Annotated in this window: 25 protein-coding genes and 1 pseudogene; 20 read left to right on the top strand and 6 right to left on the bottom strand. The window is 68.7% G+C overall.

Annotation, left to right across the window (positions count from 1 at the left end):
• Positions 1 to 7 precede the first annotated feature (7 nt).
• From ACO1BU_RS28450 to ACO1BU_RS28410, 9 genes are all read left to right on the top strand, one after another.
• Complete coding sequence (locus ACO1BU_RS28450; RefSeq protein ID WP_424139342.1) at positions 8 to 1150, top strand: flagellar basal body P-ring protein FlgI; 1143 nt, start codon at positions 8 to 10, stop codon at positions 1148 to 1150.
• Positions 1147 to 1449, top strand: coding sequence for a rod-binding protein (locus tag ACO1BU_RS28445; RefSeq protein ID WP_424139341.1), 303 nt, complete (start codon positions 1147 to 1149; stop codon positions 1447 to 1449). Before ACO1BU_RS28450 ends, ACO1BU_RS28445 begins: the two co-directional genes overlap by 4 nt.
• Positions 1446 to 1874 carry a hypothetical protein gene (locus ACO1BU_RS28440; protein WP_424139340.1) on the top strand — a complete coding sequence of 143 codons (429 nt, stop codon included), beginning with the start codon at positions 1446 to 1448 and terminating at the stop codon, positions 1872 to 1874. The genes ACO1BU_RS28445 and ACO1BU_RS28440 overlap by 4 nt, the downstream gene beginning before the upstream one ends.
• A gap of 125 nt (positions 1875 to 1999) precedes the next feature.
• Positions 2000 to 2803 (top strand): RibD family protein, encoded by an 804-nt coding sequence (locus ACO1BU_RS28435; protein ID WP_424139339.1) that lies wholly within the window; start codon positions 2000 to 2002, stop codon positions 2801 to 2803.
• Positions 2800 to 3798 carry a zinc-dependent alcohol dehydrogenase gene (locus ACO1BU_RS28430; RefSeq protein WP_424139338.1) on the top strand — a complete coding sequence of 333 codons (999 nt, stop codon included), beginning with the start codon at positions 2800 to 2802 and terminating at the stop codon, positions 3796 to 3798. The genes ACO1BU_RS28435 and ACO1BU_RS28430 overlap by 4 nt, the downstream gene beginning before the upstream one ends.
• Positions 3799 to 3805: 7 nt before the next feature.
• A complete protein-coding gene (locus tag ACO1BU_RS28425; protein ID WP_424139337.1) occupies positions 3806 to 4222 on the top strand; it encodes a 6-pyruvoyl trahydropterin synthase family protein in 417 nt (138 codons plus the stop codon).
• Positions 4219 to 5265 carry a glycosyltransferase family 4 protein gene (locus ACO1BU_RS28420; RefSeq protein WP_424139336.1) on the top strand — a complete coding sequence of 349 codons (1047 nt, stop codon included), beginning with the start codon at positions 4219 to 4221 and terminating at the stop codon, positions 5263 to 5265. Before ACO1BU_RS28425 ends, ACO1BU_RS28420 begins: the two co-directional genes overlap by 4 nt.
• Positions 5262 to 6134: a class I SAM-dependent methyltransferase gene (locus tag ACO1BU_RS28415; protein WP_424139335.1), complete on the top strand. Its 873-nt coding sequence runs from the start codon at positions 5262 to 5264 to the stop codon at positions 6132 to 6134. Before ACO1BU_RS28420 ends, ACO1BU_RS28415 begins: the two co-directional genes overlap by 4 nt.
• 8 nt (positions 6135 to 6142) lie before the next feature.
• Positions 6143 to 7246 carry a four-carbon acid sugar kinase family protein gene (locus tag ACO1BU_RS28410; protein ID WP_424139334.1) on the top strand — a complete coding sequence of 368 codons (1104 nt, stop codon included), beginning with the start codon at positions 6143 to 6145 and terminating at the stop codon, positions 7244 to 7246.
• Between the two features lie 53 nt (positions 7247 to 7299).
• Here ACO1BU_RS28410 and ACO1BU_RS28405 read toward each other — a convergent pair whose 3' ends face one another.
• From ACO1BU_RS28405 to ACO1BU_RS28395, 3 genes are all read right to left on the bottom strand, one after another.
• Positions 7300 to 8058: a hypothetical protein gene (locus ACO1BU_RS28405; RefSeq protein WP_424139333.1), complete on the bottom strand. Its 759-nt coding sequence runs from the start codon at positions 8056 to 8058 to the stop codon at positions 7300 to 7302.
• A gap of 555 nt (positions 8059 to 8613) precedes the next feature.
• Positions 8614 to 9750 (bottom strand): bifunctional 2-methylcitrate synthase/citrate synthase, encoded by a 1137-nt coding sequence (locus tag ACO1BU_RS28400; RefSeq protein ID WP_424139332.1) that lies wholly within the window; start codon positions 9748 to 9750, stop codon positions 8614 to 8616.
• A 103-nt stretch (positions 9751 to 9853) separates the two neighbouring features.
• On the bottom strand, positions 9854 to 11383 hold the full coding sequence (locus ACO1BU_RS28395; protein ID WP_424139331.1) for an MmgE/PrpD family protein: 1530 nt from the start codon (positions 11381 to 11383) through the stop codon (positions 9854 to 9856).
• 163 nt (positions 11384 to 11546) lie between these two features.
• Here ACO1BU_RS28395 and ACO1BU_RS28390 point away from each other — a divergent pair, with 163 nt between their 5' ends.
• The 6 genes from ACO1BU_RS28390 (at position 11547) to ACO1BU_RS28365 (ending at position 15745) form a co-directional block, all read left to right on the top strand.
• Positions 11547 to 12929: a dihydroorotase gene (locus ACO1BU_RS28390; protein WP_424139330.1), complete on the top strand. Its 1383-nt coding sequence runs from the start codon at positions 11547 to 11549 to the stop codon at positions 12927 to 12929.
• 167 nt (positions 12930 to 13096) lie between these two features.
• Positions 13097 to 13357 (top strand): hypothetical protein, encoded by a 261-nt coding sequence (locus ACO1BU_RS28385; RefSeq protein ID WP_424139329.1) that lies wholly within the window; start codon positions 13097 to 13099, stop codon positions 13355 to 13357.
• 132 nt (positions 13358 to 13489) lie between these two features.
• Positions 13490 to 14458, top strand: coding sequence for an N-carbamoyl-D-amino-acid hydrolase (locus ACO1BU_RS28380; protein ID WP_424139328.1), 969 nt, complete (start codon positions 13490 to 13492; stop codon positions 14456 to 14458).
• A gap of 64 nt (positions 14459 to 14522) precedes the next feature.
• Positions 14523 to 14831, top strand: coding sequence for a hypothetical protein (locus ACO1BU_RS28375; protein WP_424139327.1), 309 nt, complete (start codon positions 14523 to 14525; stop codon positions 14829 to 14831).
• A gap of 147 nt (positions 14832 to 14978) precedes the next feature.
• Complete coding sequence (locus ACO1BU_RS28370; RefSeq protein WP_424139326.1) at positions 14979 to 15419, top strand: hypothetical protein; 441 nt, start codon at positions 14979 to 14981, stop codon at positions 15417 to 15419.
• Positions 15420 to 15478: 59 nt separating this feature from the next.
• Positions 15479 to 15745 carry a hypothetical protein gene (locus ACO1BU_RS28365; protein ID WP_424139325.1) on the top strand — a complete coding sequence of 89 codons (267 nt, stop codon included), beginning with the start codon at positions 15479 to 15481 and terminating at the stop codon, positions 15743 to 15745.
• Positions 15746 to 15862: 117 nt separating this feature from the next.
• Here the strand turns inward: ACO1BU_RS28365 and ACO1BU_RS28360 are convergent, their stop codons facing one another.
• Positions 15863 to 16504 carry an aspartate/glutamate racemase family protein gene (locus tag ACO1BU_RS28360; protein ID WP_424139324.1) on the bottom strand — a complete coding sequence of 214 codons (642 nt, stop codon included), beginning with the start codon at positions 16502 to 16504 and terminating at the stop codon, positions 15863 to 15865.
• 139 nt (positions 16505 to 16643) lie between these two features.
• On the opposite strand from ACO1BU_RS28360, the gene ACO1BU_RS28355 reads away from it, so the two are divergent.
• From ACO1BU_RS28355 to mtnA, 3 genes are read left to right on the top strand one after another with little or no spacing between them, the layout of a single operon-like run.
• A complete protein-coding gene (locus ACO1BU_RS28355) occupies positions 16644 to 17120 on the top strand; it encodes a DUF983 domain-containing protein (RefSeq protein WP_424139323.1) in 477 nt (158 codons plus the stop codon).
• Positions 17113 to 17613, top strand: a complete 501-nt coding sequence (locus ACO1BU_RS28350) for a UPF0262 family protein (RefSeq protein ID WP_424139322.1) — start codon at positions 17113 to 17115, stop codon at positions 17611 to 17613. The genes ACO1BU_RS28355 and ACO1BU_RS28350 overlap by 8 nt, the downstream gene beginning before the upstream one ends.
• 17 nt (positions 17614 to 17630) lie before the next feature.
• Positions 17631 to 18725 carry an S-methyl-5-thioribose-1-phosphate isomerase gene (gene mtnA / locus ACO1BU_RS28345; protein ID WP_424139321.1) on the top strand — a complete coding sequence of 365 codons (1095 nt, stop codon included), beginning with the start codon at positions 17631 to 17633 and terminating at the stop codon, positions 18723 to 18725.
• Positions 18726 to 18729: 4 nt separating this feature from the next.
• On the opposite strand, the gene ACO1BU_RS28340 is transcribed toward mtnA, so the two are convergent.
• Positions 18730 to 18921: a hypothetical protein gene (locus ACO1BU_RS28340; RefSeq protein WP_424139320.1), complete on the bottom strand. Its 192-nt coding sequence runs from the start codon at positions 18919 to 18921 to the stop codon at positions 18730 to 18732.
• 829 nt (positions 18922 to 19750) lie between these two features.
• Entirely contained in the window at positions 19751 to 20164 is a 414-nt protein-coding gene (locus ACO1BU_RS28335; protein ID WP_424139319.1) for a rhodanese-like domain-containing protein, read from the bottom strand.
• A gap of 204 nt (positions 20165 to 20368) precedes the next feature.
• Between ACO1BU_RS28335 and ACO1BU_RS28330 the strand changes: the two genes are divergently transcribed.
• Complete coding sequence (locus tag ACO1BU_RS28330) at positions 20369 to 21217, top strand: ABC transporter ATP-binding protein (protein ID WP_424139318.1); 849 nt, start codon at positions 20369 to 20371, stop codon at positions 21215 to 21217.
• Positions 21207 to 21457, top strand: a pseudogene (locus ACO1BU_RS28325) (ABC transporter permease); the annotation flags it as partial. The gene ACO1BU_RS28330 and the pseudogene ACO1BU_RS28325, both read left to right, overlap by 11 nt.

Raw genomic sequence — 21457 nt, 5'->3', positions numbered from 1 at the left:
GGTCACATTGCCCCAGACCGGTTTCCGAAGCGCGAAGGCCGCCCGCTCCGCAGGCATCCTTTTGCGCCTCGCCCTAAGTATCGCCCTGCTCTGCCCCTTTCCGGCTGCCGCGCAGGTGCGGATCAAGGACATCGCGGATGTCGAGGGGGTGCGCGACAACCAGTTGGTCGGCTACGGGCTGGTCGTCGGGTTGCCCGGCACGGGGGACCGGCTGCGGACGGCGATTTTCACGCGGCAGTCGCTGGTCGGGATGCTGGAACGCCTGGGCGTCAACACGCGCGACCAGGAGACCAAGCTCGATACGCGCAATGTCGCGGCGGTCATGGTCACGGCGAATCTGCCGGCCTTCGCGCGCCCGGGAAGCCGGCTGGACGTCGCGGTCTCCTCCCTGGGCGATGCCACGAACCTCACTGGCGGCACGCTGCTCGTCACACCGCTGCTCGGGGCGGATGGAGAGGTCTATGCGGTGGCACAGGGCGCGGTGGCCACGGGCGCCATCGGGGCACGAGGCCAGGCTGCCTCGGTGCAGCGCGGCGTTCCTACTGCGGCGCGCATTGCCTCGGGCGCCGTGGTGGAACGGGAGGTGCCCTTCCAGCTCGCGGGGCAGGATCGGGTGCGGCTCTCCCTCCGCAACCCTGACCTGACGACCGCCATGCGCGTGGCGGCGGCGATCAACCGCGCCGCGGGTGCCGGCAGCGCGACGGCCACCGACCCGCGCACCATCGTCCTCCTCACCGGCGGCCGCGACCTGCCGCAGTTGCTGACCGATATCGAGCAGCTCCTCGTTGAGCCTGACCAGGCGGCCCGCGTCATCATCGAGGAAGCCTCGGGTACCATCGTCATGGGCGCGAATGTACGCGTCTCCACCGTCGCCATCGCGCAGGGCAACCTGACGATCCGCGTCACCGAGACGCCACAGGTGAGCCAGCCCGCCCCCCTGTCGCGCGGCGAGACCGTGACAGTGCCTCGCACCAATATCGAAGTGGAGGAGCAGCGCGACCGGCGCCTGGGCATCCTGCCGCGTTCCGTAACGCTGGAAGATCTGGTGCGCGGGTTGAATTCGCTGGGCGTCGGCCCCCGCGACCTGATCACCATCCTGCAATCCATCAAGGCCGCCGGTGCGCTCCAGGCCGAGCTGGAGGTGCGATGATGGACGCCGTCGCGGCCAACCACGCCACCCTTGCGCGCCTGGCCCGCCGCTTCGAGGCGCAGGCGCTCGGCGCCCTGCTCCAGCCTGTCTTCGGCGAGACGCCGAAGGGGCTGCTCTCCGCCGGCGCGGCGGAGGGGCAGTGGCGGCCCATGCTGGTCGAGAACTATGCCCGCGCCTGGTCGGACCGCGGCGGGATCGGCATCGCCGATGCTGTGTTCCGTGAATTGCTGCGCGCCCAGGGCGCGCAGGTGCCAGCCCCAGAATCATCCCTCTCTCCGCAGGAAGGAGTTTCCCCATGAGCCAGGCTTCCATGATCCAGGCCCTGCTGAATGCCGGCCAGCGCCTCGCTGAGGCGCTGCGCGAGGAGAACGAGGCGCTCGCCCGGCTCGACCTCTCCCGCGCAACCACGCTCGCAACGACGAAGCTGCAGGCCTCCGACGCCTTCGCCGCAGCCTACGGCGCTGCGACCCGCACGGGCAGCACGGCCCAGAGCACGATGCATGGTGAACTGCGGGATGCTGCGGAGAAGCTGGCCTGTCGTCTCCGCGACCTCTCCGACGAGAACCGCCGTCTGCTGGAGCGCGCGATCTTCCTGCAATCGCGTGTGATCGAAACCATCGCTGGCGCTGCCATTCCAGCAAGCCGCCCAACGACCTATGGCGGGATGGGCCAGCGCACCATGCCGCGCCAAGCGCCATCCCTCGCGCTGGCCGCCCGGGCCTGAGCCGCCCAGGTATTACCGGGTAATGACCGGGACCATGCTCCCCGCGGAAGATGCATGGTCTTTCGGAGCCGGGGCGTGCTAGCGCCCATCGCGCCACTAGGGCATAGCTCCGGCAGATGGATGCCATGCCCGACGCCGAGGATCGCGCGACGAGGGAGGCCTGGGCCGCGCTGCTTGCGCGGCGCGCGGGCCGCGCCGCAGCATCGCCGGACCATCCGCTCCGTGACCTTCTCGATCCCGTGCTCGCGCCGGGTGAAGGGAAGGATGGTTGCATGGTCATCGGCCGGCTGGCGCAGACCCTGGACGGGCGCATCGCGACCGCCGGCGGGTCGAGCCAATGGATCGGCGGGCGTGGCGACATCATCCACACCCACCGCCTGCGCGCGCTCTGCGACGCTGTGATTGTGGGCGCCGGAACAGTGGCGCATGACGACCCGCGGCTCACCACCCGGGAAGTGCCGGGCAACAATCCCGTACGCGTGGTGCTGGATCCCCGGCGCCGGCTGCCGCTGGACCGGCGTGTCTTCGCCGATGGCGGCCCGCCCACGCTCCTCGCCTGCCTGGAAGATTCGAGCGGCGGCCCGCGCCATGGCGAAGCAGAGGTGTTGCGCCTGCCGCGCGAAGGCGGCGGGCTGGACCTCGCGGCGCTGCTGCGCGCCCTCTTTGCGCGCGGCCTGTCGCGTATCTTCGTGGAGGGCGGTGGCGTGACGGTCTCGAACTTTCTCGCGGCCGGTCTGCTGGACCGGCTGCATGTTACTGTCGCACCCATTATCCTCGGCTCCGGGCGCGCGGCCTTTGTCCTGCCGGAAGCAACGCGTATCGCCGATGGACTGCGCGTCACTTGGGTTCCCTATCCACTGGAGGGCGGCGACATCCTGTTCGACATTCCGCTGCGCCGCACGCGCCCCCGCGTCTGCGAGGGCGCATGACCGCGCTCACCGGCGCCGCCTTCTGGACCACCGGGCCCGGCCAGGGCGCGATACATGGCGAGACATTGCGCCCGCCCGGCCCCGGCGAGGTGCTGGTTCGCACTCTGGCCAGCGGCATCAGCCGCGGCACGGAGAGGCTGGTCTTCCACGGCCGCGTTCCAAAGGGCGAATGGACGCGGATGCGAGCCCCGCTGCAGTCCGGCGATTTCCCCTATCCCGTCAAATATGGCTACGCCGCCGTCGGCATGGTGGAGGACGGGCCGGCGGACTGGTTGGGAAGCCGCGTCTTCTGCCTGCATCCGCATCAGGACCGCTTCGTGGCGCCCCTGTCCCTTTGCGCAAAGGTGCCGGACCGGGTGCCGGAGTGGCGCGCCGTGCTGGCCGCGAATATGGAAACGGCGCTGAATGTCAGCTGGGACGCGCAGCCGCTGGCCGGAGAGCGGGCGCTGGTGATCGGCGGGGGTGTTGTAGGGCTGCTTTGTGCGTGGCTGATATCGCGCTTCCCAGCGATCGACCTGGCCGTGGTCGATCCCGACCCGCTGCGCGCGCCCGTCGCGCAGAGCCTCGGCCTGCGGCTCGTCTCGCCCGAGGAGGCGCCGGGGAACCGCGATCTGATCGTGCATGCCTCCGGTGATCCGGAAGGTCTTCGCACGGCCCTGCGCTGCGCAGGATTCGAGGCCCGCATCCTGGAGGCCTCCTGGTTCGGCGAGACTGAATGCGCGCTGCCGCTGGGCGAGGCCTTCCATGCCAGCCGTGTCACTCTCCGCTCCACCCAGGTCGGGCAGGTTGCCGGACCGATGCGCGGGCGCCGGACCCATGCGGAGCGGCTGGCGCTGGCGCTCTCGCTTCTGGCCGATCCGGTTCTGGACGCGCTCTGCGGCCCGATGGTCGCCTTCCGCGACCTTCCGCGCGCCATGCCCGCCCTGCTCGGCGCACCGCCCGAGGGACAACCGGCGCCGCTCTGTCCCGTCGTCACCTATGACACCGAAGAATGAGACTGCCATGTACAGCCTGACCGTGGCCGATCACGTGATGATCGCCCATTCCTTCCGCGGCGAGGGCTTCGGCCCGGCACAGCGCGTCCATGGCGCGACCTTTGTGGTGGAAGCCGAGTTCCGGGCGCCGCGGCTGGACGATGCCAATCTGCTGGTCGATATCGCCGCCGCACGGGTGGAGCTACGCCGTATCCTCGACAGCTTCGACTACAACAACCTGGACACGCTGCCGGAGTTCACGGGCCAGAATACGACCACCGAATTCCTGTGCTTCCACATTCATGGCCTGCTCTGCGCGGCGCTGGCGGAGGGCCGGCTGGGGCAAGGCGGGAAGAAGGTGCGGAGCGTGAAGGTGCTGCTGCGGGAAAGCCCCCTCGCCTGGGCGGCCTACGAGGCGGAGATGCCGGCCCAGGTCTCGGCATGAGAATCGTCTTAGCCCTTCCGGCGCCTCTCGCCTCGGTCAGCGGCGGCTATGGCTACGACCGCCGCATCCTGGCCGGCTTGCGGGAACTCGGCCATGAGGTGCGCGTGGAGGAGATGGAGGGCCGCCATCCCCTGCCCGACACGGCCGCCGAGGCTGCCGCGCGCCGCGTGCTGGATGAGCTGGTTCCGGAGGAGGTGCTGGTGGTGGACGGGCTCGGCCTACCCGCCTTCGCACCCTTGGGCGATGCGCTGGCGCAGCGGCGCGTGGTCGGGCTGATCCATCATCCGACGGCGCTGGAAACTGGATTCTCCGAGGCGGACCGCACGGCGCTGCGCGGACGGGAACAGGCGCTGTTTCCTATACTGTCGCGCCTGATCACGACATCCCGCCTTACCGCCACCCGCCTTGAGCCGGAGTTCGGGGTCAACCCGACGCGCATCGGCACCGTGGAGCCGGGCACCGACGAAGCACCGCGCGCGGCCGGATCGGGCGGGCCGGGCTGCTCGATCCTTTCCGTCGGCGCCTTGGTGCCGCGCAAAGGATATGATGTGCTGCTGCGCGCCCTCGGGCGGCTGACCGACATTCCCTGGAGCCTGACCATCGTCGGCGGCGCGCGCGACCCGAAGCATGCACGGGAGCTTCAGACCCTGACGGAAGAGCTGGGCATCGCGCAGCGCGTCACCTTTGCTGGCGAGGTGGATGGCGCCGCGTTGGAGATGCAGTATCACCGCGCCGACCTCTTCGCCCTGGCGAGTTGGTGGGAAGGCTATGGCATGGCCGTGGCGGAGGCGCTGGCGCGCGGCCTGCCATTGGCCATCACCGAGGGCGGGGCGCTGGCCGATCTGGCGCCGCGCGACGGCGCGGTGATCTGCGCCCCAGGCGACCACAACAGCCTCTCCCGCGCCATGCGCCGGCCAATTTACGACCCGCATCTCCGCCGCCTCATGTCCGACGCGGCCTGGCGCGCGGGGCAGGCACTGCCGCGCTGGTCCGACCGCGCCGTTGCCTTTGCGGCAGAGATCGAGGCCGCGCACGCAGCATGACGGAAAGCTTCGACGCGGACTGGCTCGAACTGCGCGAGCCGCATGACGCGCGGGCGCGGCATCTCGGGCTGGCGCAGCACCTCTCCGCCGCCCTGCCCGCTCGCCCACGGCTGTTGGACCTGGGCGCCGGCACAGGCAGCCTGTTCCGGTGGCTGGCGCCCCTGCTGAACCGTCCCCAGGCATGGACGCTGGTCGATGCCGATGTCTCGCTGATCGAGTTCGCCTTCGACACCATCGCGGACCGTGCCGTTGCGGTGGGCTTCGAGGTCTCGGCGCCCAACAAGCGGACGCTGCTCGTCCACACGCCCTCGGGCGCCTGGCGCGTCGAGGGCTTGGTGCTGGACCTGGCCGATGCGCCGCGCGGGCTGCCGCTGGACCGCGCCGATGGGGTGGTCTGTACGGCGCTCTGCGACCTCGTCTCGCGCCCGTGGATATCACGCCTCGCGGCGGGGCTCCGGCTGCCCTTCTACTCCGCGCTGAACGTGGCGAGTGACGCGCGTTTCCTGCCACCGCACCCGGCGGATGGCATTGTGGCGCGCGGCTTCCGACGCGACCAGGGCCGCGACAAGGGCTTCGGCGGACCGGCGCTCGGCCTGGATGCGACGCGTGCCATGGCCGCCGGCTTCCGCGCGCGCGGCTTCCGCGTCACCACCGCGCCCTCGCCATGGCGCATCGGGCCTGCGGACACCCGTATGTTGACCGATCTTGCGCGAGGGCATGCACAGGCGGCGCTGGGTCATGCTCCCGGGCATGGGCCGGCGATCCACGGCTGGGTTGCGGCGAGGGCGGCGCAGGCGCGGCGCGGGCGGCTGCGGGCGATGGTGGGCCATTCGGACCTGCTCGCCATTCCGCCGCGGCGAGGCCGCTAGGAGGTATCATGGCATTGCTGGGCTGCATCGCCGAGGATCTGGCGGGAGCGATGGCCTTCGGCGCCGTGTTGACGCGCGAGGGCATGCGGACAGTGCTGATCAGAGGCCGACCGGATGCCCCGCTCCCGGATTGCGATGCGCTGATCCTCCAGGCACGCGGCGCGGCGGAAAGCCTCATCGCCTGCGACGCGCTGCTTGCGGCGGGCGCGCGGCGGATCGTTCAAGTGACCGGACCAGGCTTCGACAGCCCTGACATCGGAGCCGTGGCGGATGCGCTGCTGCGGCGGCTGCAGGCGAGCTTCGCCGCTGTGGTTCCGGCCTACCCGCCAGAGGGGCGCAGCGTCTATCTCGGCCATCTCTTCCTGAATACGGCGCTTGCGGCGGGTGAGCCGAACCTGCCGCGCCGGCTGGCCGCGCAGACCGACTCACCTGTCGGGCTGCTTCCCTTCCGCATCGTGGAGGAGGGTGCAGGCGCGATCCGGCACGAGATCTCGCGCCTGGCCGAGGCAGGGCGCCGCTATGCCGTCGCGGACGCGCTGACGGAGGCGCATCTGCGCGCGCTGGGCGAGGCCGTGGCGGCGCAGGCGCTGCTCATCGGCGGCACAGGTCTCGCCGTGGGCCTGCCGGGTAACCTAAACCGGGCGGGGCTGCTGTCGAAGGACGAGCGTGAGACCTATCTCTCGCCCGGCGGTGCCTGTGTGGTACTCGCCGCATCGAATACTCGCGTGGCGGTGGCACAGATCGGGCTTGCGCGGCTCTACCTGCCCGTCCTGGACATCGCGGCAGGCGACGGGGCAGAGGAGATCCTGGCACGGGCGGAGCCGCAGCTTTCGGATGAGCAGCCGCTGGTGATCGTGGTGCCGGAAGATGAGGCGGCCTTGCTGGCGGCGATCGCCAAGGGGCTTGTCGCACGGGGTGTCCGCCGGATGCTCGTCGCTGGCGAGGCACTCGGCGAGGCAGTGGCGGACCGGCTGGCCCTCGGACAGTTGCGGATCGGTCCGGAAATCGATCCCGGCGTGCCCTGGTGCATTGCGGAGGGCACAGGATTGCACATCGCCTTCAAGCCTGGTGCGGCAGGTAGCCGGGACATCCTGCTGCGCGCCTTCGGATAGGCGCAAATGAAAAGGGGGCGCCGAAGCGCCCCCTTCCCTTCAGCGCGGCGCGATCAGGTCGCGTCGCCGCCCTCGGTGGCGTTGTTCAGCTCGGTCGCGGCCTCAGTGGCAGCGGCCGCGGCGGCCTCGGCCTTCTTGCGGGCGCGGGTGGCAGCACCCTTGCGCGCGGCCTCGCTGCGCGAGGAGGTCGCGGCGCTCTTACGCGTACCGGCCGTGCGGGTCGCAGCGGCGCGGGTTGCCGTGGAGCGAGTTGCGGTGGAGCGGGTCGAAGTAGCGCGAGTAGCGGTGGAGCGAGTCGCGGCGGCGCGCTTCGGAGCCGCGGCCTTGCGGGCGGGAGCCTTCGCAGCCGTCGCGCGCTTGGCCGGGGCCTTGCGGGCGGTCGTCGCGGTGCTGCGCTTCGCGGCCGCAGTGGTGCGCTTGGCCGCGGGGCGGCGCGCCGTTGCGGACTTCGCGGCAGTCTTGGCGCCAGTGGCACGCTTGGCGGTGGTGCTGCGGGCAGCGGTGCTGCGGCGCGCCGGGGCGGCCTTCTTCGCCGTCGCCGTCTTGCGCGCGGTGGTCGTCTTGCTCGCGGCCGTCTTGCGCGCCGGGGTCTTCTTCGCGGCGCGGGCCGTGGCGGTCGTCCGCTTCGCGGTCGTGCTGCCCTTCTTCGGGCCCGGCTTCTTGGCGGCCGTCGCGCGGGTCGTCTTGGCCGTCTTGGTCGCCTTCGCGGCGGGCTTCGTGCGGCCGGCGGTGCTCGCCTTGCGCGTGCCGGAACTGCGGCGGGTGGTGCTCATGGCCATCGCGGCCGCGCGGGGGGTTTTCTCTTCGCTCACGTGCTGGATCTCCTAAAAGGTTCGTGCCTGGTGGTTCACGTCATGGGCCAAATTTGACCCGCCGACGCGCCCACCGGTTGGGAGGGAGGCGTCACTGGGTCGGTCTCCGCAGCGCGTTGAGGCGGGGCGTCCGTCGCCTGGCGCGCGCCGGGGTTCCTTCCCTCGGCCGCTGCGCCGCGTTCGGCTCGCGATGATGGGCGCCGTATCCGAAGCCCGCTTTTCACCTTCGCCCACGGTCCGAAGACCGTCCTTCCGCACTGCGTCGCGCCGATCACCCTCCTCTCGTTCGCCGCGCCGCCGTCAGCCGGGTGCATCTGAACTGCACAGGGTGCTTGACAGCATCGCGCGCGAATCGCGTGGGACGGTTCATGCGCGTCTCACGCTATCTGCACGTGCATCTTGGCTGTCAACAAAAAGACTTCACGCGCGCGCTGATTTTCGTGTGCAGCCGACCTGAGACATCGGGCGTTGCGCCGCGTCACGCTCTGCGACGTTGTCGTATGTCGCCGCAAGGCGGGCGATGCGCGCGGCGCGCATCGCCCGCACCGCCATCGATCAACCGCGATCGGCTATGGCGGGAACGGCACGCTGGGCCATGCCGGTGTAGTGCGAGAGCGGGCGGATCAGGCGGTTGTCCGCCGCCTGCTCGATGACATGCGCAGACCAGCCAGTGATGCGGGCGGCAACGAAGATCGGGGTGAAGAGTGGGATATCGAACCCCATCAGGTGATAGGCAGGGCCAGCCGGGAAATCGAGGTTCGGGTGGATGTTCTTCTTCGCCAGCATCTCGGCGGCCAGAAGGCGAGACATCTCCATCCAGCGGCGGTCGCCCACCACCTCCGCCATCTTCTCGGCATATTTCGTCATGGTCGGCACGCGGCTGTCGCCGTTCTTATAAACGCGATGGCCGAAGCCCATGACCAGGGCGCGGTGGTCGAAGCGGGATTGCAGCCACTCCACCGCACGGGACGGCTCGCCGATCTCCTTCAGCATGTGCATCACGGCCTCGTTAGCGCCGCCGTGCAGCGGCCCCTTCAGCGCCGCGATGCCGCCCACCACCGCCCCATGCAGGTCCGCGCCCGTGGAGGTGATGGTGCGGGCCGTGAAGGTAGAGGCGTTGAAGCCATGCTCGGCATAGAGGGTGAGCGAAACGTCGAAGGCTTTCACCACCTCGGGCTGCGGCACACGGCCGAAAACGAGATGGAAGAAGTTCTCCGCGAAGGTCAGAGAGGCGTCCGGCGCGATGGCCTCCAACCCCTTGGAAGCGCGGTGGGCGGCGGCAATGGCCGTCGGGATCTTAGCGAAGAGCCGCATCGCCTTGCGCCGCGTCGCCGCCTCGGAGGTGTCGGCCGTCTCCGGGTCTTCCATGCCCATGAAGGAAACGGCGGTGCGGATCGCGTCCATCGGATGGGCCTCGCGCGGGAATGCGCGGATCACTTCCAGCAAGGTGGGGGTCAGGGCGCGCTGGCCCGCTTCCTCCCGCTTGAAGTCGGCAAGCTGGCTGGCGTTCGGCAGCTCCCCATTCCAGAGGAGATAGGCCACCTCCTCGAAGGAGCAGTTCTCAGCCAGGTCCTGCACGGGGTAGCCGCGATAGGTCAGGCTGTTCGTCTCCGGCATCACCTTGGAGACGGCGGAGACGTCGGCAACGACGCCGACCAGGCCCTTCCTGATCTCGGACTGGGCTTCGCTCATAGGGGGATTCCTCCGTTCGTTATCGGTGCTCGGAACCGGCCCGTATGGACCGGCCCAATCGCGCCGCAGGCGCCACCGGCCAAGCGGGCAGCGCCATAGGCGATCAGAAGATGCCGGGCTTCCCGACGGCCAGCTTGCCTTCAGGCAGACGGATATTGAGCTGGTCCAACTCCCCCGCCTTCAGCGAGGCGAGGTTCTCCGCCGCCGCGATGAAGCGGTCCGCCTCGGCAGCGTCGATGACCCCGTCGGTCAGGATGCGGAACTTGCGGATGTAGTCGGCACGGCCGAAGGGCTTGGCGCCCAGCGGGTGGGCATTGGCCACGGCCAGTTCATCGGTGAGCACCGTGCCGTCCCGGAGGGTGATCTCCACCCGCCCGCCGAAGGCGAGCTCGTTCGGGTCGCGGGAGTGATAGCGGCGCGTCCATTCCGGATCCTCGCGCGTCTCCATCTTGTGCCAGAGGCGCACGGTGTCCGGGCGCGCAGCGCGCTCGGGGGCGTAGCTGTCCACGTGGTGCCACCGGCCGTCCTGCAGGGCGACGGTGAAGATGTACATGATCGAATGGTCCAGCGTCTCGCGGCTGGCCTTCGGGTCCATCTTCTGCGGGTCGTTCGCGCCCGTGCCGATGACATAGTGAGTATGGTGGGAGGTATGTAAAAGGATCTTCTCGATCTGCTCGAGATCCTTGATCTTCTCCCGCATCCGGAAGGCCAGGTCGATCAGCGCCTGGGACTGGTACTCGGCCGAGTGCTCCTTGGTGTAGCTGTCCAGGATGGCGCGCTTGGCCTCCCCCGGCCCGGGCAGCGGGACATTATAGTACACGGGCTCATAGACATCGCCCTGGTAGCGATGCGTGCGCCCCGAGAGCACCCAGGCGATGACGGAGTCCTCGCCCTCATAGATCGGGCTCGGCGCCCCCTCCCCGCGCATCGCGCGGTCCACGGCCTCGACAGCCAGCTTGCCGGCATGGGCGGGAGCGAAGGCCTTCCAGGAGCTGATCTCCCCCTTGCGGCTCTGGCGGAAGGTGATGGAGACATGCAGCGCCTGCTGCACGGCCTGATAGATGGTCGCCTGGTCGAGGCCCAGCAATGTACCGATGCCTGCGGCCTGGGCCGGGCAGAGATGGGCGATGTGGTCCACCTTGTGCTCGTGCAAGCAGATGGCGCGTACCAGGTCGATATGGATCTCATATCCCGTGGCGAGGCCGCGCAGCAGATCGGCGCCGCTCTTCCCCATGGTCTGGGCCACCGCCAGGATCGGCGGGATGTTGTCGCCGGGGTGGGAATAATCGGCGGCAAGGAAGGTGTCGTGCATGTCCAGTTCACGCACCGCCGTGCCATTCGCCCAGGCCGCCCATTCCGGCGAAACGCGCAGGGAGGGATCGGCACCGAACACGGTGGCCCCGCCGTCGCGCCGATGGCCAAGCGCCATCTGCCGGGCGGAGGTCGGGGCGGAGCGGTTGATCGCCGCAAGGGCGACCGAGGCGTTGTCGATCACCCGGTTGATGATCATGGCCGCCGTGTCCTCGGGCACGGCCACGGGATCGGCGGCGACGCCCGCAATTTTCCAGGCGAGCTGGTCCTCGCGCTTCAGCAGGGCTTTGGATGGGTAGACCTTCACGGGATGCGACTGCAACGGCTTCTCCCCTTCGTTGATCGTGGACGTCTTAGTGTTTTGCGCCTGGATGGCACGCCCGTCCATCGCAGGTCTCGCGGAAGGATGGTGCACGGTGCGGCGGGTGGAATTCCAGCCCGGCGCGATCCGGTCTAGCGTTCCGCCGAGCAGGCAGGATTCCAAGATGCAGCAGCCCTTCGACCGCGTCATTCTCGGCGACCTCGTCCTGCCGGACCGAGTGCTGGCGGGCGGCTATGTCGCCCTGCGCGGGGAGACAATCGCAGCCATCGGCCAGGGGGCACCACCGCCGGCCACGGCGGTGGAGGACCATAGCAGCCGCCTGATCTTCCCGGGGCTGGTGGACGGCCATATGCACACCTCCAGCGCAACGGGCTGGCCGGGGATCGAAGGCGCCACCCGGTCCGCAGCCGCTGGCGGGGTGACCACCTGCGTGGACATGCCCTACGACATTCCCAGACCAGTCACGGATGCCGCCCTTCTAAAGGAGAAGGTGGAGTTCGTGCATCGCCTGGCCCATGTGGACGTCGCGCTCTACGGCACCATCCGCAAGGAAGGCGGCGCGGATGCTGTCGCCGCGCTCGCTGAAGCGGGCGCCTGCTCCTTCAAGCTCTCCACCTATGAATATGACCCTGTCCGCTTCCCGCGCATCGACCCGATTCTGATGCGCGCCGCCTTCGCCGAGATCGCGAAGACCAACCTCATGGTGGCTATCCACAACGAGGATCAGGAGCTGGTGGAGAAGCTGATCGCCGAGGCGAAGGCGGCTGGCCGCACCGACCCGATCATGCACTGCCGCACCCGCCCGCCCCTGGCCGAGAACCTGGCGAACCACGCGATCTTCGAGATCGGTCTGGAGACAGGCGCGCATGTCCATATTGCCCATTCCTCCCTGGCCCGCGGTTTCGAGATTGCCGAGGACTTCCGCAGCCATGGCGCCCGCTCCTCCGGCGAAGCCTGCCTGCATTATTTCTGCATGACGGAAGAGGATATCGTCCGGCTGGAGGGCTTCGGGAAGTGCAACCCGCCTTTCCGCACGAAGGAGGAGGTGGAGCGCGTCTGGGCTTCTCTGCTCGCAGGCAAGGTCGCCTACATCTCCACCGACCACGCGCCCTGGCCGCTGGAGCGGAAGGTCTACAGGGGCGACATCTTTGCCCTGGGCGCCGGCCTCACGGGCATGCAGAGCTTCGCGCCGGTCATGTTCACCTTGCTGGAGGAACGCGGCCTGCCGCTGACGCTCATGGCGAAGTACTGCGCGGCCGAGCCGGCCCGCTATCACGGGCTGGATCCGAAGAAGGGCAGCATCGCCGTCGGCAGCGATGCCGATTTCTGCATCATCGAGCGCGGCGACTTCACCTTCGACCAGGCGGCGATTCAGGACCGGCCGGAGTTCCGGCATTCTCCCTATCATGGCCGCGCCCTACGCGGGCGGGTAGCCGCCACCTATCTTCGAGGCCGTCAGGTCTGGGACGGCACGGCGGTGCTGGCCAGCCCCGGCGCGGGGCGCTTCGTGCCGCGCCAGCACGCCCGGGCCGTCGCGCTGCGATGAGGCGGCCGCACAGTGCAGCCTGCTTCTCCTGTTTGCCTTCTCCCGGCTTGCCATCGCGCGGGCCGGGCCACTGATGATGGGCCATGGCGGAATAAGCACGCCCCATCACATCAGTGATGTGCGGGTCGCCCCGGCACGCGGCTTTCGGCCTTGAGGAGGAGCAGAGGATGAACGGCCCGCTGGTGATCGCGGTCACCGCCGCATTAGGCGGGTTCGGCTTCTGGGTCTGGCTGACCGGCCCGGGCACCTCCGTGCCGAACGCCTTGCTCGCACTGCTCTGCGCGATCTTGTCCGGCCGCGTGGCGTGGCGGCTGGCAACGCGCCACATGCTGAAGAATAATGCACCGGCCGAAGCTGAACGTCCTCACACGGGGCCGCCTCCGTCCACCGGAAGCCGAGCGTCGCCGCCCGCCGATGCCGAACCCTGACGCGGGCCCGGCGGCGTCGGTCGGTAATCGCCGCACAAAAAGCGCGTGCCTTGGCCCGCCTGCCATGCGCGGCACCGCTTTTGCACGGCGGCCACATATATAGTGTGCTCGCGAGCCGAGAGGATGAACCGCATGTTCCGCCGCCTGACCGTCGCCGCCGCCCAGCTCGGCCCCATCCAGAAGGCGGAGGGCCGCGATGTGGCCGTGGGCCGCATGGTTCGGCTGATGGAGACGGCACACCGCCGCGGCGTTGAGGTTGTGGTCTTTCCTGAGCTGGCGCTGACCACCTTCTTCCCGCGTTGGTACGAGGAGGATCGCTCAGCTGAGGACCACTGGTTCGAGACCTCGATGCCCTCGAACGAAACCGCCCCGCTCTTCGAGGCAGCACGTAAGTACGGCATTGCCTTCCATCTCGGTTATGCTGAGAAGACGCCGGAAGGCCGACACTTCAACACCGCCGCCCTCTTTGCGCCTTCAGGCGAGATGATCCTGAAATACCGCAAGGTGCATCTGCCCGGGCACGCGGAATACGACCCCGTGCGCAAGGTGCAGCATCTGGAGAAGCGCTATTTCGAGGTAGGCGACCTCGGCTTTCCCGTGGTGCGGGCACCAATGGGTGAGGCCGGTCCGGTGAATGCCGGCATGCTCATCTGCAACGACCGGCGCTGGCCGGAGGCTTGGCGGGTGCTCGGGTTGCAGAGCGTCGAACTGGTCATGCTGGGCTACAACACACCCAGCCTGAACATGGATAACCGCGGCTTCGAGGCACACCACCTGCGCGTCCTGCATTCCCATCTCTCCATCCAGGCGGGGTGCTACCAGAACGCCACCTTCGCCGTGGCGACTGCGAAGGCCGGCGTGGAGGACGGGCATGAGCTGTTCGGCCACTCCATCATCGTCAATCCGCAGGGCGAGATCATGGCCCAGGCCACCTCCTGGGATGACGAGCTCATCGTGGCGGATTGCGACCTGGAGATGTGCCGGCTGGGGCGCGAGACGATCTTCAACTTCGCCGCCCATCGGCGCGTCGAGGCTTATGGCCGCATCACCAGCCAGACAGCGGCCGAGGCGCCGCCCGAGTGGCAGCCGGCCGGGAACTGAAGGCACGGCCGCAGCTGCAACAACCTCCTGCGGGTGAGGCGCGTTGAGGCCATGGAGGTATCCCATGCGCCCCATCGCCCTTGCCCTTGCCCTTCTTGCGGCTCCGATAGCCCTCACGCCTGCCCGGGCTGAAAGCCCCGCCCAACGCGCAGCGAAACAGCAGGTCGAGCGCGACCAGCGCCAGGACCGCGTGGCCGATGCGGCGCGCGACCTCCAGACGGGCGGCTCTGTCACCGCGCCGCCTCTTGTGGGGGATATGGACCGGCAGGGTACGAACCTCGCCCACCGGGAGACCGATCAGCCCGTCCGCAACAACCCGCGGGCTCCGGCGCAGACGGTCATCCCGCTGCTCAGCGACAATCCGCAACGCTGATCCTGCCGCCCCGGCGAAGTCATAACCGCGCCGCAACAGCGACACCGGCCGGGCGTTCTCTCTCCATGGATGGCTCCTGTGGAAAGCGAAGGCTTTCCAGGCGAACGGAATGGTTTGTTCCGAGGAACCCACCGATTGGAGGAACCGATGCGCCGTCACGCCTTGCTCACTGCTACCTTGGCCCTGGTCGCATTGGGGAGCGTCCCTTCCCAGGCGCAGGGCCTCGACCAGCTTCTGGACCGGGCCGTACGGGAATTCGGCGGGCAGAATTCCGACAACTCGCGCCGCGCCGAGGATGAGGACCGACGCCGCCAGGACGAGATCCGTCGCCAGCGCGATGGGGAACGGCGCTGGTCCGATGAACGCGCAGGCCGGCGCGACGAGGCGGATCGCATGGGCGGTGACCGCCGGCGCGAGGACTGGGAGCGCGAGCGGTCCCCCCGTGAAGGCCGGAACTCGCGCAGCGCACAGGAAGAGCGCACGGGACGGGACCGGCAAGTCGTTGAGCAGCAACGCCAGATCGACGCCCAGCAGCGACAGCTGGATGAGCAGCGTCGCCGGCTTGACGATCAGCGCCGCTATCGGTGAACGGCGCGCCGGGCAACTGGCCATCGGCCGGGGCGTTCGGAACGAAGGAGGCTCAAGCCATGCTTCTCCGCACCGCAACCCTTGCCGTCGCCGGCCTCGCCCTCCTCGCGCCCCCGCAGGCGCAGGCGAATGACGCCATCTTCGGCAGCTTCTTCTCCCGCATTGCCACCCCGGCCAGCGCCTCGGCGCGGGGCGGCAACCCAGAGGCCGCAGAACGGGAGCGCCAGTCGCGCGAGATGCGGCGGGCTTATTGGGAGCGCGAGCAGCGCCGCCTTTCCCGGACCACCGTGGCGGACGACCGCACCGAAATCGCGGCCGTCCGTTAGGAGAGCGGGCGCAACACCTCTGGGCTGTCCTCAGGGCAGCAGGCTCACGCCTTCGGGCAACCGGATCAATTGGAGGTCGGCACGCGGCGCTCTGGTTCTGGTTTGACGCCTCGTCCGTCAGATAACAGCCAGCAGCGCCTGCGCTGCCACGGCCGCGCAGGGCTCGATGACGGGGACGCCCAGGGCCGCCTCTAGGAAGCCACGATGGCCCGCCATGCCCGTGCAGCCCAGGACCACGGCAGTGGAACCTGCCTCTACCAGTCGCCGTCCGGCAGAGAGCAAAGCGGCGCGCGGGGCCTCAGGATCGGTCAGGGCGGACATGGGCAGGTTCAGCGCCTCCGTGGCCGCCAGGCGGGCTTCAACGCCCATCGAGAGCAGTACGCGGCGCTGCCGCTCCTTGCTCGCATCGACAAAGGCGATCACCCCGAAACGGTCAGCCCTTGCAAGGGCGCCGAGCACCGCGGCACGGAAAGGGCCGAGCACTGGGCGGTCCGTAACTTCCCGCACTGCCTCCAGGCCAGGATCCGAGACACAGGCAATGACGTAGGCATCCGCCGCTTCGGCCTGTACCACGGCGCAGAGCGGCAGGGCCACGCTGTACCAGTCCCGCCAACTCGCAATGGCAGCCGGCCCGTCCTTGAGCTGCATTGTGTCGAACCGGGCGGTGCCCGGCCGGTGGAACGGCATCAGCGCTGCGGCAATGCCGGCCGTACAAGCGACGTTGCTGTTTGGGTTGATGACGAGGATCCGGCGCTCCATCCCGGAATCCTGACGCTACCGCTACAGGCCGGCAACCCCCGCAAGGCTTGCCGCGCTGTCATGCCGCGCCCATATTGCAACGCAACAAAGCAGGCTGGGGCCGCGTTTCCAACCCAGCCCGTTCCGGAGGACCGCATCCATGGCTGAGCAGGACGGCGCACCGCGCGCGGCGGTGACCTGGCGATCCGGGGCTGCTACGGGCGCCGGGCAGGCCGAGCGGCCTTCGACGCTCACCATGATTCGGCGCGGGCTGCGGAACCGCTGCCCCGTCTGCGGGCAGGGCCGCGTCTTCAAGGGATTTCTGACGCTGGTACCGGAATGCGAGGTTTGTCACGCGCCGCTGGGCACGCTGCGGGCCGATGATGCACCTCCCTATATCGTCATCTTTCTGGCCGGCCACCTGCTGCTTCCGCCGATCTTCTGGATCGAGCGGGCTTACGAGCCGCCGATGTGGCTGCACATGGCGGTCTGGCTGCCGCTCTTTGCCGTGATCTGTACGTTGCTGCTGCGGCCGGTGAAAGGCGGCGTGGTCGGGTGGATGTGGCACCTGGGCTTCGGCGACAAGGACAGCCCGCATCAGTGGCCCGCCGATTCCACCCCCTCACGCGATGAGTGAATCCACCCTCGCCGAGCCTGCCGTGGAGTCTCGCGACATCATCCGGATCGAGCTTGAGGACCAGGCGCCCCTTCCCTCCTCATTTGCTGAAGCCGATCGCCAGCAAGCCGTGGCCGACCTGCTGGCCGGGAACTGCTTCTCGCCTGTCGGCCTGCCGCCTGGCCCCTATACTCTCCATCTGGCGCTGCGCGACGGAAGGCTATTGCTGGATGTGCGCGACGAGGCAGATGCGCCCCTGCACGCCTATCTTCTTGCCCTCGGCCCCTTCCGGCGCTTGATTAAGGACTACCAGATGGTCATCAACGGCCATGAGCAGGCCGTGACCGAGGGTGCCGCCGAGGCGCGTATTCAGGCCATCGACATGGGGCGCCGAGGGCTGCACAACGAGGCGGCCGAGCTGCTGCGAGAGCGGCTGCACGGCCGCGTCAGCCTGGATTTCGAGACGGCGCGCCGCCTTTTCACCCTGGTCTGCGCCCTGCACCAACGGATCTGACGCCCAGAGGCCGACGAATGAAAATCAACGGAAAGCCCTTCCGCAGTGTCTGGCTGGCCGAGGACGGCCACTCAATCCACATCTTTGACCAGACGAAGCTGCCCTGGTCGTTGGAGACGCTGACGCTGTCCGACGAGGATCAGGTCGCGACGGCCATTCGCACCATGCAGGTACGCGGCGCACCGCTGATCGGCGCTGTCGGCGCCTATGGGCTGGCAATGGCGCTGCGGCGCGATCCTTCGATCGACAATCTCGAGCGCATGGCGGCGATGCTGAATGAGACGCGCCCTACGGCCGTGAACCTGAAATGGGCACTCGACCGGATTTGCGCCGCCGTCCGAAATCACCCGCCGGAGCGCCGCGCCGAGGCCGCTTATGCCGAAGCCACCGCGATTTGCGATGACGACGTGGAGACAAATCGCCGGATTGGCGAGCACGGCCTGCCGCTGCTCCAGGGAATCGCGGCCCGGAAGAAGCCCGGCGAGCCCGTCCGCGTGCTGACGCATTGTAATGCGGGCTGGATCGCGACGGTGGATTTCGGCACTGCCCTTTCCCCGATCTACCAGGCCCATGATTCCGGTATCGAAGTGCATGTCTGGGTTGATGAGACTCGGCCGCGCAACCAGGGCGCGGCGCTGACGGCCTGGGAGCTCGGGGCACATGGCGTGCCGCATACGCTGGTGGCCGACAATGCCGGCGGACACCTGATGCAGCGCGGCCTGGTGGATATTGTACTGGTCGGTACGGATCGGGTGACCCGCCAGGGTGACGTGGCCAACAAGATCGGAACTTATCTCAAGGCACTGGCAGCGAAGGACAATGACGTGCCCTTCTGGGTAGCCCTGCCGCATTCCACCCTCGACATGAAGGTGCGCGACGGGCTGTCCGAGATCCCGATCGAGGAACGTTCCGGAGCAGAGGTCACGGACGCCACCGGCCGTCTGCCCGATGGTAGCGTCGCAACAATTCGGGTGGCGGCCGAGGGTACCCCGGCCGCGAACCCAGCCTTTGACGTGACTCCCGCAAGGCTGGTGACCGGCTTGATCACGGAGCGCGGGCGCTGTGAGGCGAGCGAGGCCGGGCTGGCTGCGCTCTACCCCGAGAAGGCCTGAGAGGTCAGGCCGTACGAGGGCTGAAGGCGCGGCGCTCGAGTAGCGCCAGCCCGGTCACGATGGAGCAGCCGGACAGGGCCGCGCCGATGGCGGCATAGACGGCGCTGTCTTGCGCTGTGCCGCCGAGAACAACGCCAACAATGGCGAGGATCAGAACAAGGCCCGAAGCAATAAGGGCAAGTGCGATGCGGTCCATAATGGAGCCTCCGGCCTGCTTGGGGGTGCTGGCTTCGAGGATAAAACACCCCACTCGCGGCAAGGGCCTGACCAGAACATGGCGATATCTGGGCAAGCTTTGTTGCCGGAGGGTTTTTCGCGCTGTTGGTGACCCAGCCTCTTTCCTGCGCATCAGAAACCGGCCTGAAGCTCACCGACGAGTTGCTCCGCCAGGTTCCGGATCGTGCCGAAAACACGCCTCAGGGCGCCGGACCTAGCCAGCTCCGGCGTGGTGCAGCACAGGAGACCGCGCCCACGGCAATGCTAACCCTAGGTGCCGCCTCGATAACGCGAACCTCCTCTCCAATGGCGATCGCGGCTTTGGCAGGCATGTCTGGCCGGCGAAGGACATGCAGTAGCCGCGCTGCCTTGCCCAAGGGGGAAGCCCCCCCAAAAAGGCCTGACAGTTCGGCATTGAGAATACGCTTTGCCGTCGCCTCGGCGCGGGAAGAAACGATGAGGAGCGTTGCTCTTACAGTGGGGACCTCCCGCAACGGCTCAGGCGAACCGGGGCGGAGCGGGATGGCACTGGCGCCCTGGGCCAAGCGCCGCCGCATGTCGCGTGCGATCTCCGGCAGCCTCCACATGGGAAGGCCCAGGGCACGCCTGATCACGCGAAACACCCGAGCGGCGCTGCTTGCCCGCATGCGGCCAAGGTCGAACAGGACCTGATCGCATGTCACGGGGCCGCTTCCGCCGCCGCGGCGCCCGGCCATGGTCTGGCGCGTGCCGCGTCGGGCGGCCCGGGGGCGCCGGGCAGGCCGACAGGTGGCTGGATGCTTACCGCTGAACGGGCCGGGCGCCGCGCCTCAGCGCTGGCGCCACGGCAGGCCGGAGGCCTTCCAGCCCGCCATGGTACCGCGATGCCCCTCGGCATCCGTCGGTCCCTCGAAGCCATCGGCCACGTTGAAGGAATGCGGAAAGCCCGCCGCCTGGGCCGCCTGCGCGGCAGCAAGCGATCGGGCGCCTGAGCGACAGAGGAAGTAGAGTCGGCTGAGCGGCGTCGCTCCCGCACGGCGCAGATGCTCAACGAAGGCGCCGTTCACCTGCATGGAAGGATAGAGCTGCCAGGGGATCAGCACGGGCTGCTTCCCGGCCTCACTCAGGTCAGGAATGCCCACAAAGTTCCATTCCGCGTCGGTGCGGACATCCACCAGGATCGCGTCTGGCTCACTCTTCAGGGCTTCGTAGCTGTCCGCGGGGGAGATGTCCTCGACCGGCACGGCGCGTCCTCCAACAAGAATCCGATGGGCAGATTGGGTCCGGGCAGGCCGGGTGCCAAGGGCCGCGGCCCCGATCTTCCGCAGTGCCGGCAGCCCGGCGCCGCCCCGGCTGGCGCAGCCCTTGCTAGGTGCCTCCCAGCACGACGGCGCGAAGCGCCGGATGATGTGGTTCCAGCAGGGGCCAGACGGGAGGCGGGGTTGGTCATGAGCGGTTACGAGAGGCCCTTTGTGGAGATTGACGATGTCTCCATGCGGTATGGAGGCGCCGAGGGCACGCTGGCGCTGCGGCATGCCAGCATGCGGATTGGCAAGGGCGAGTTTGTCGCGGTGGTCGGGCCTTCAGGCTGCGGCAAGTCGACGCTGATGCGGCTGGTGACAGGGCTGTGGCCCTGCTCGGCGGGGTCGGTGATCGTGGCGGGCAAGGAGGTGGACGGCCCGCTTTCCATGGCGGGGATGGCCTTCCAGGCGCCGACCATGCTGCCTTGGCGGACGATCCTGGAGAATGTGATGCTGCCGCTGGAGGTGGTGGAGCCGCATCGCCGCCGGCTGCGCAGCCACCGGGCCGAGTATGAGGAGAAGGCGCGCAAGCTGCTGGAGCTGGTCGGGCTGAGGGGCTTCGAGCACAAGACGCCGCACCAGCTTTCGGGCGGCATGCAGCAGCGCGCCAGCCTCTGCCGCGCCCTGATCCATGATCCGCAGCTTCTGATGCTGGACGAGCCTTTCGGCGCGCTGGACGTGTTCACCCGCGAGGAACTCTGGGAGCAGCTGGCCGAGGTCTGCAGCATCCTCAAACCGACTGTCATCCTGGTGACTCACGACCTGAAGGAGGCGGTGTTCCTGGCCGACCGGGTGCTGATCATGTCGGCCCGCCCGGGGCGGATCATCGCCGAGCGCACCATCCCCTTCCCCCGCCCCCGCAGGCTGGACGTGACCTATACCCAGCCTTTCCAGGAGCTGGTCCATGACCTGCGCGAACACATCAGCGCAGCCCGGCGCGGGGAGGAGATGCCTGCCCCCGCCACCGCCGGGCAGGAGGCCTCCCATGCCGCTTGATACCGCCCCCATGGCCCCGCCGAAGCCGATTCCGACTGCAGCCCAGCGCCGTATCGACGCCATGGCCGCCTCCGCCCGCCGCAGGCGCCGGCTGCAGACCGCCCTGCCCTGGCTGGTCATCCTTGGTGCCTTCCTGATCTGGGAGGTGGTGGTCCAGGGCTTCGCCATTCCCCAGTTCATCCTGCCCGCGCCTTCGGCCATCGGGGCCAGCATGGTGAAATGGTGGCTGCCGCTGCTCGA

This window comes from Roseomonas chloroacetimidivorans (assembly GCF_049629625.1).
GTDB lineage: Bacteria > Pseudomonadota > Alphaproteobacteria > Acetobacterales > Acetobacteraceae > Roseomonas > Roseomonas chloroacetimidivorans.
This window is presented reverse-complemented; position numbering and strand designations above follow the sequence as displayed.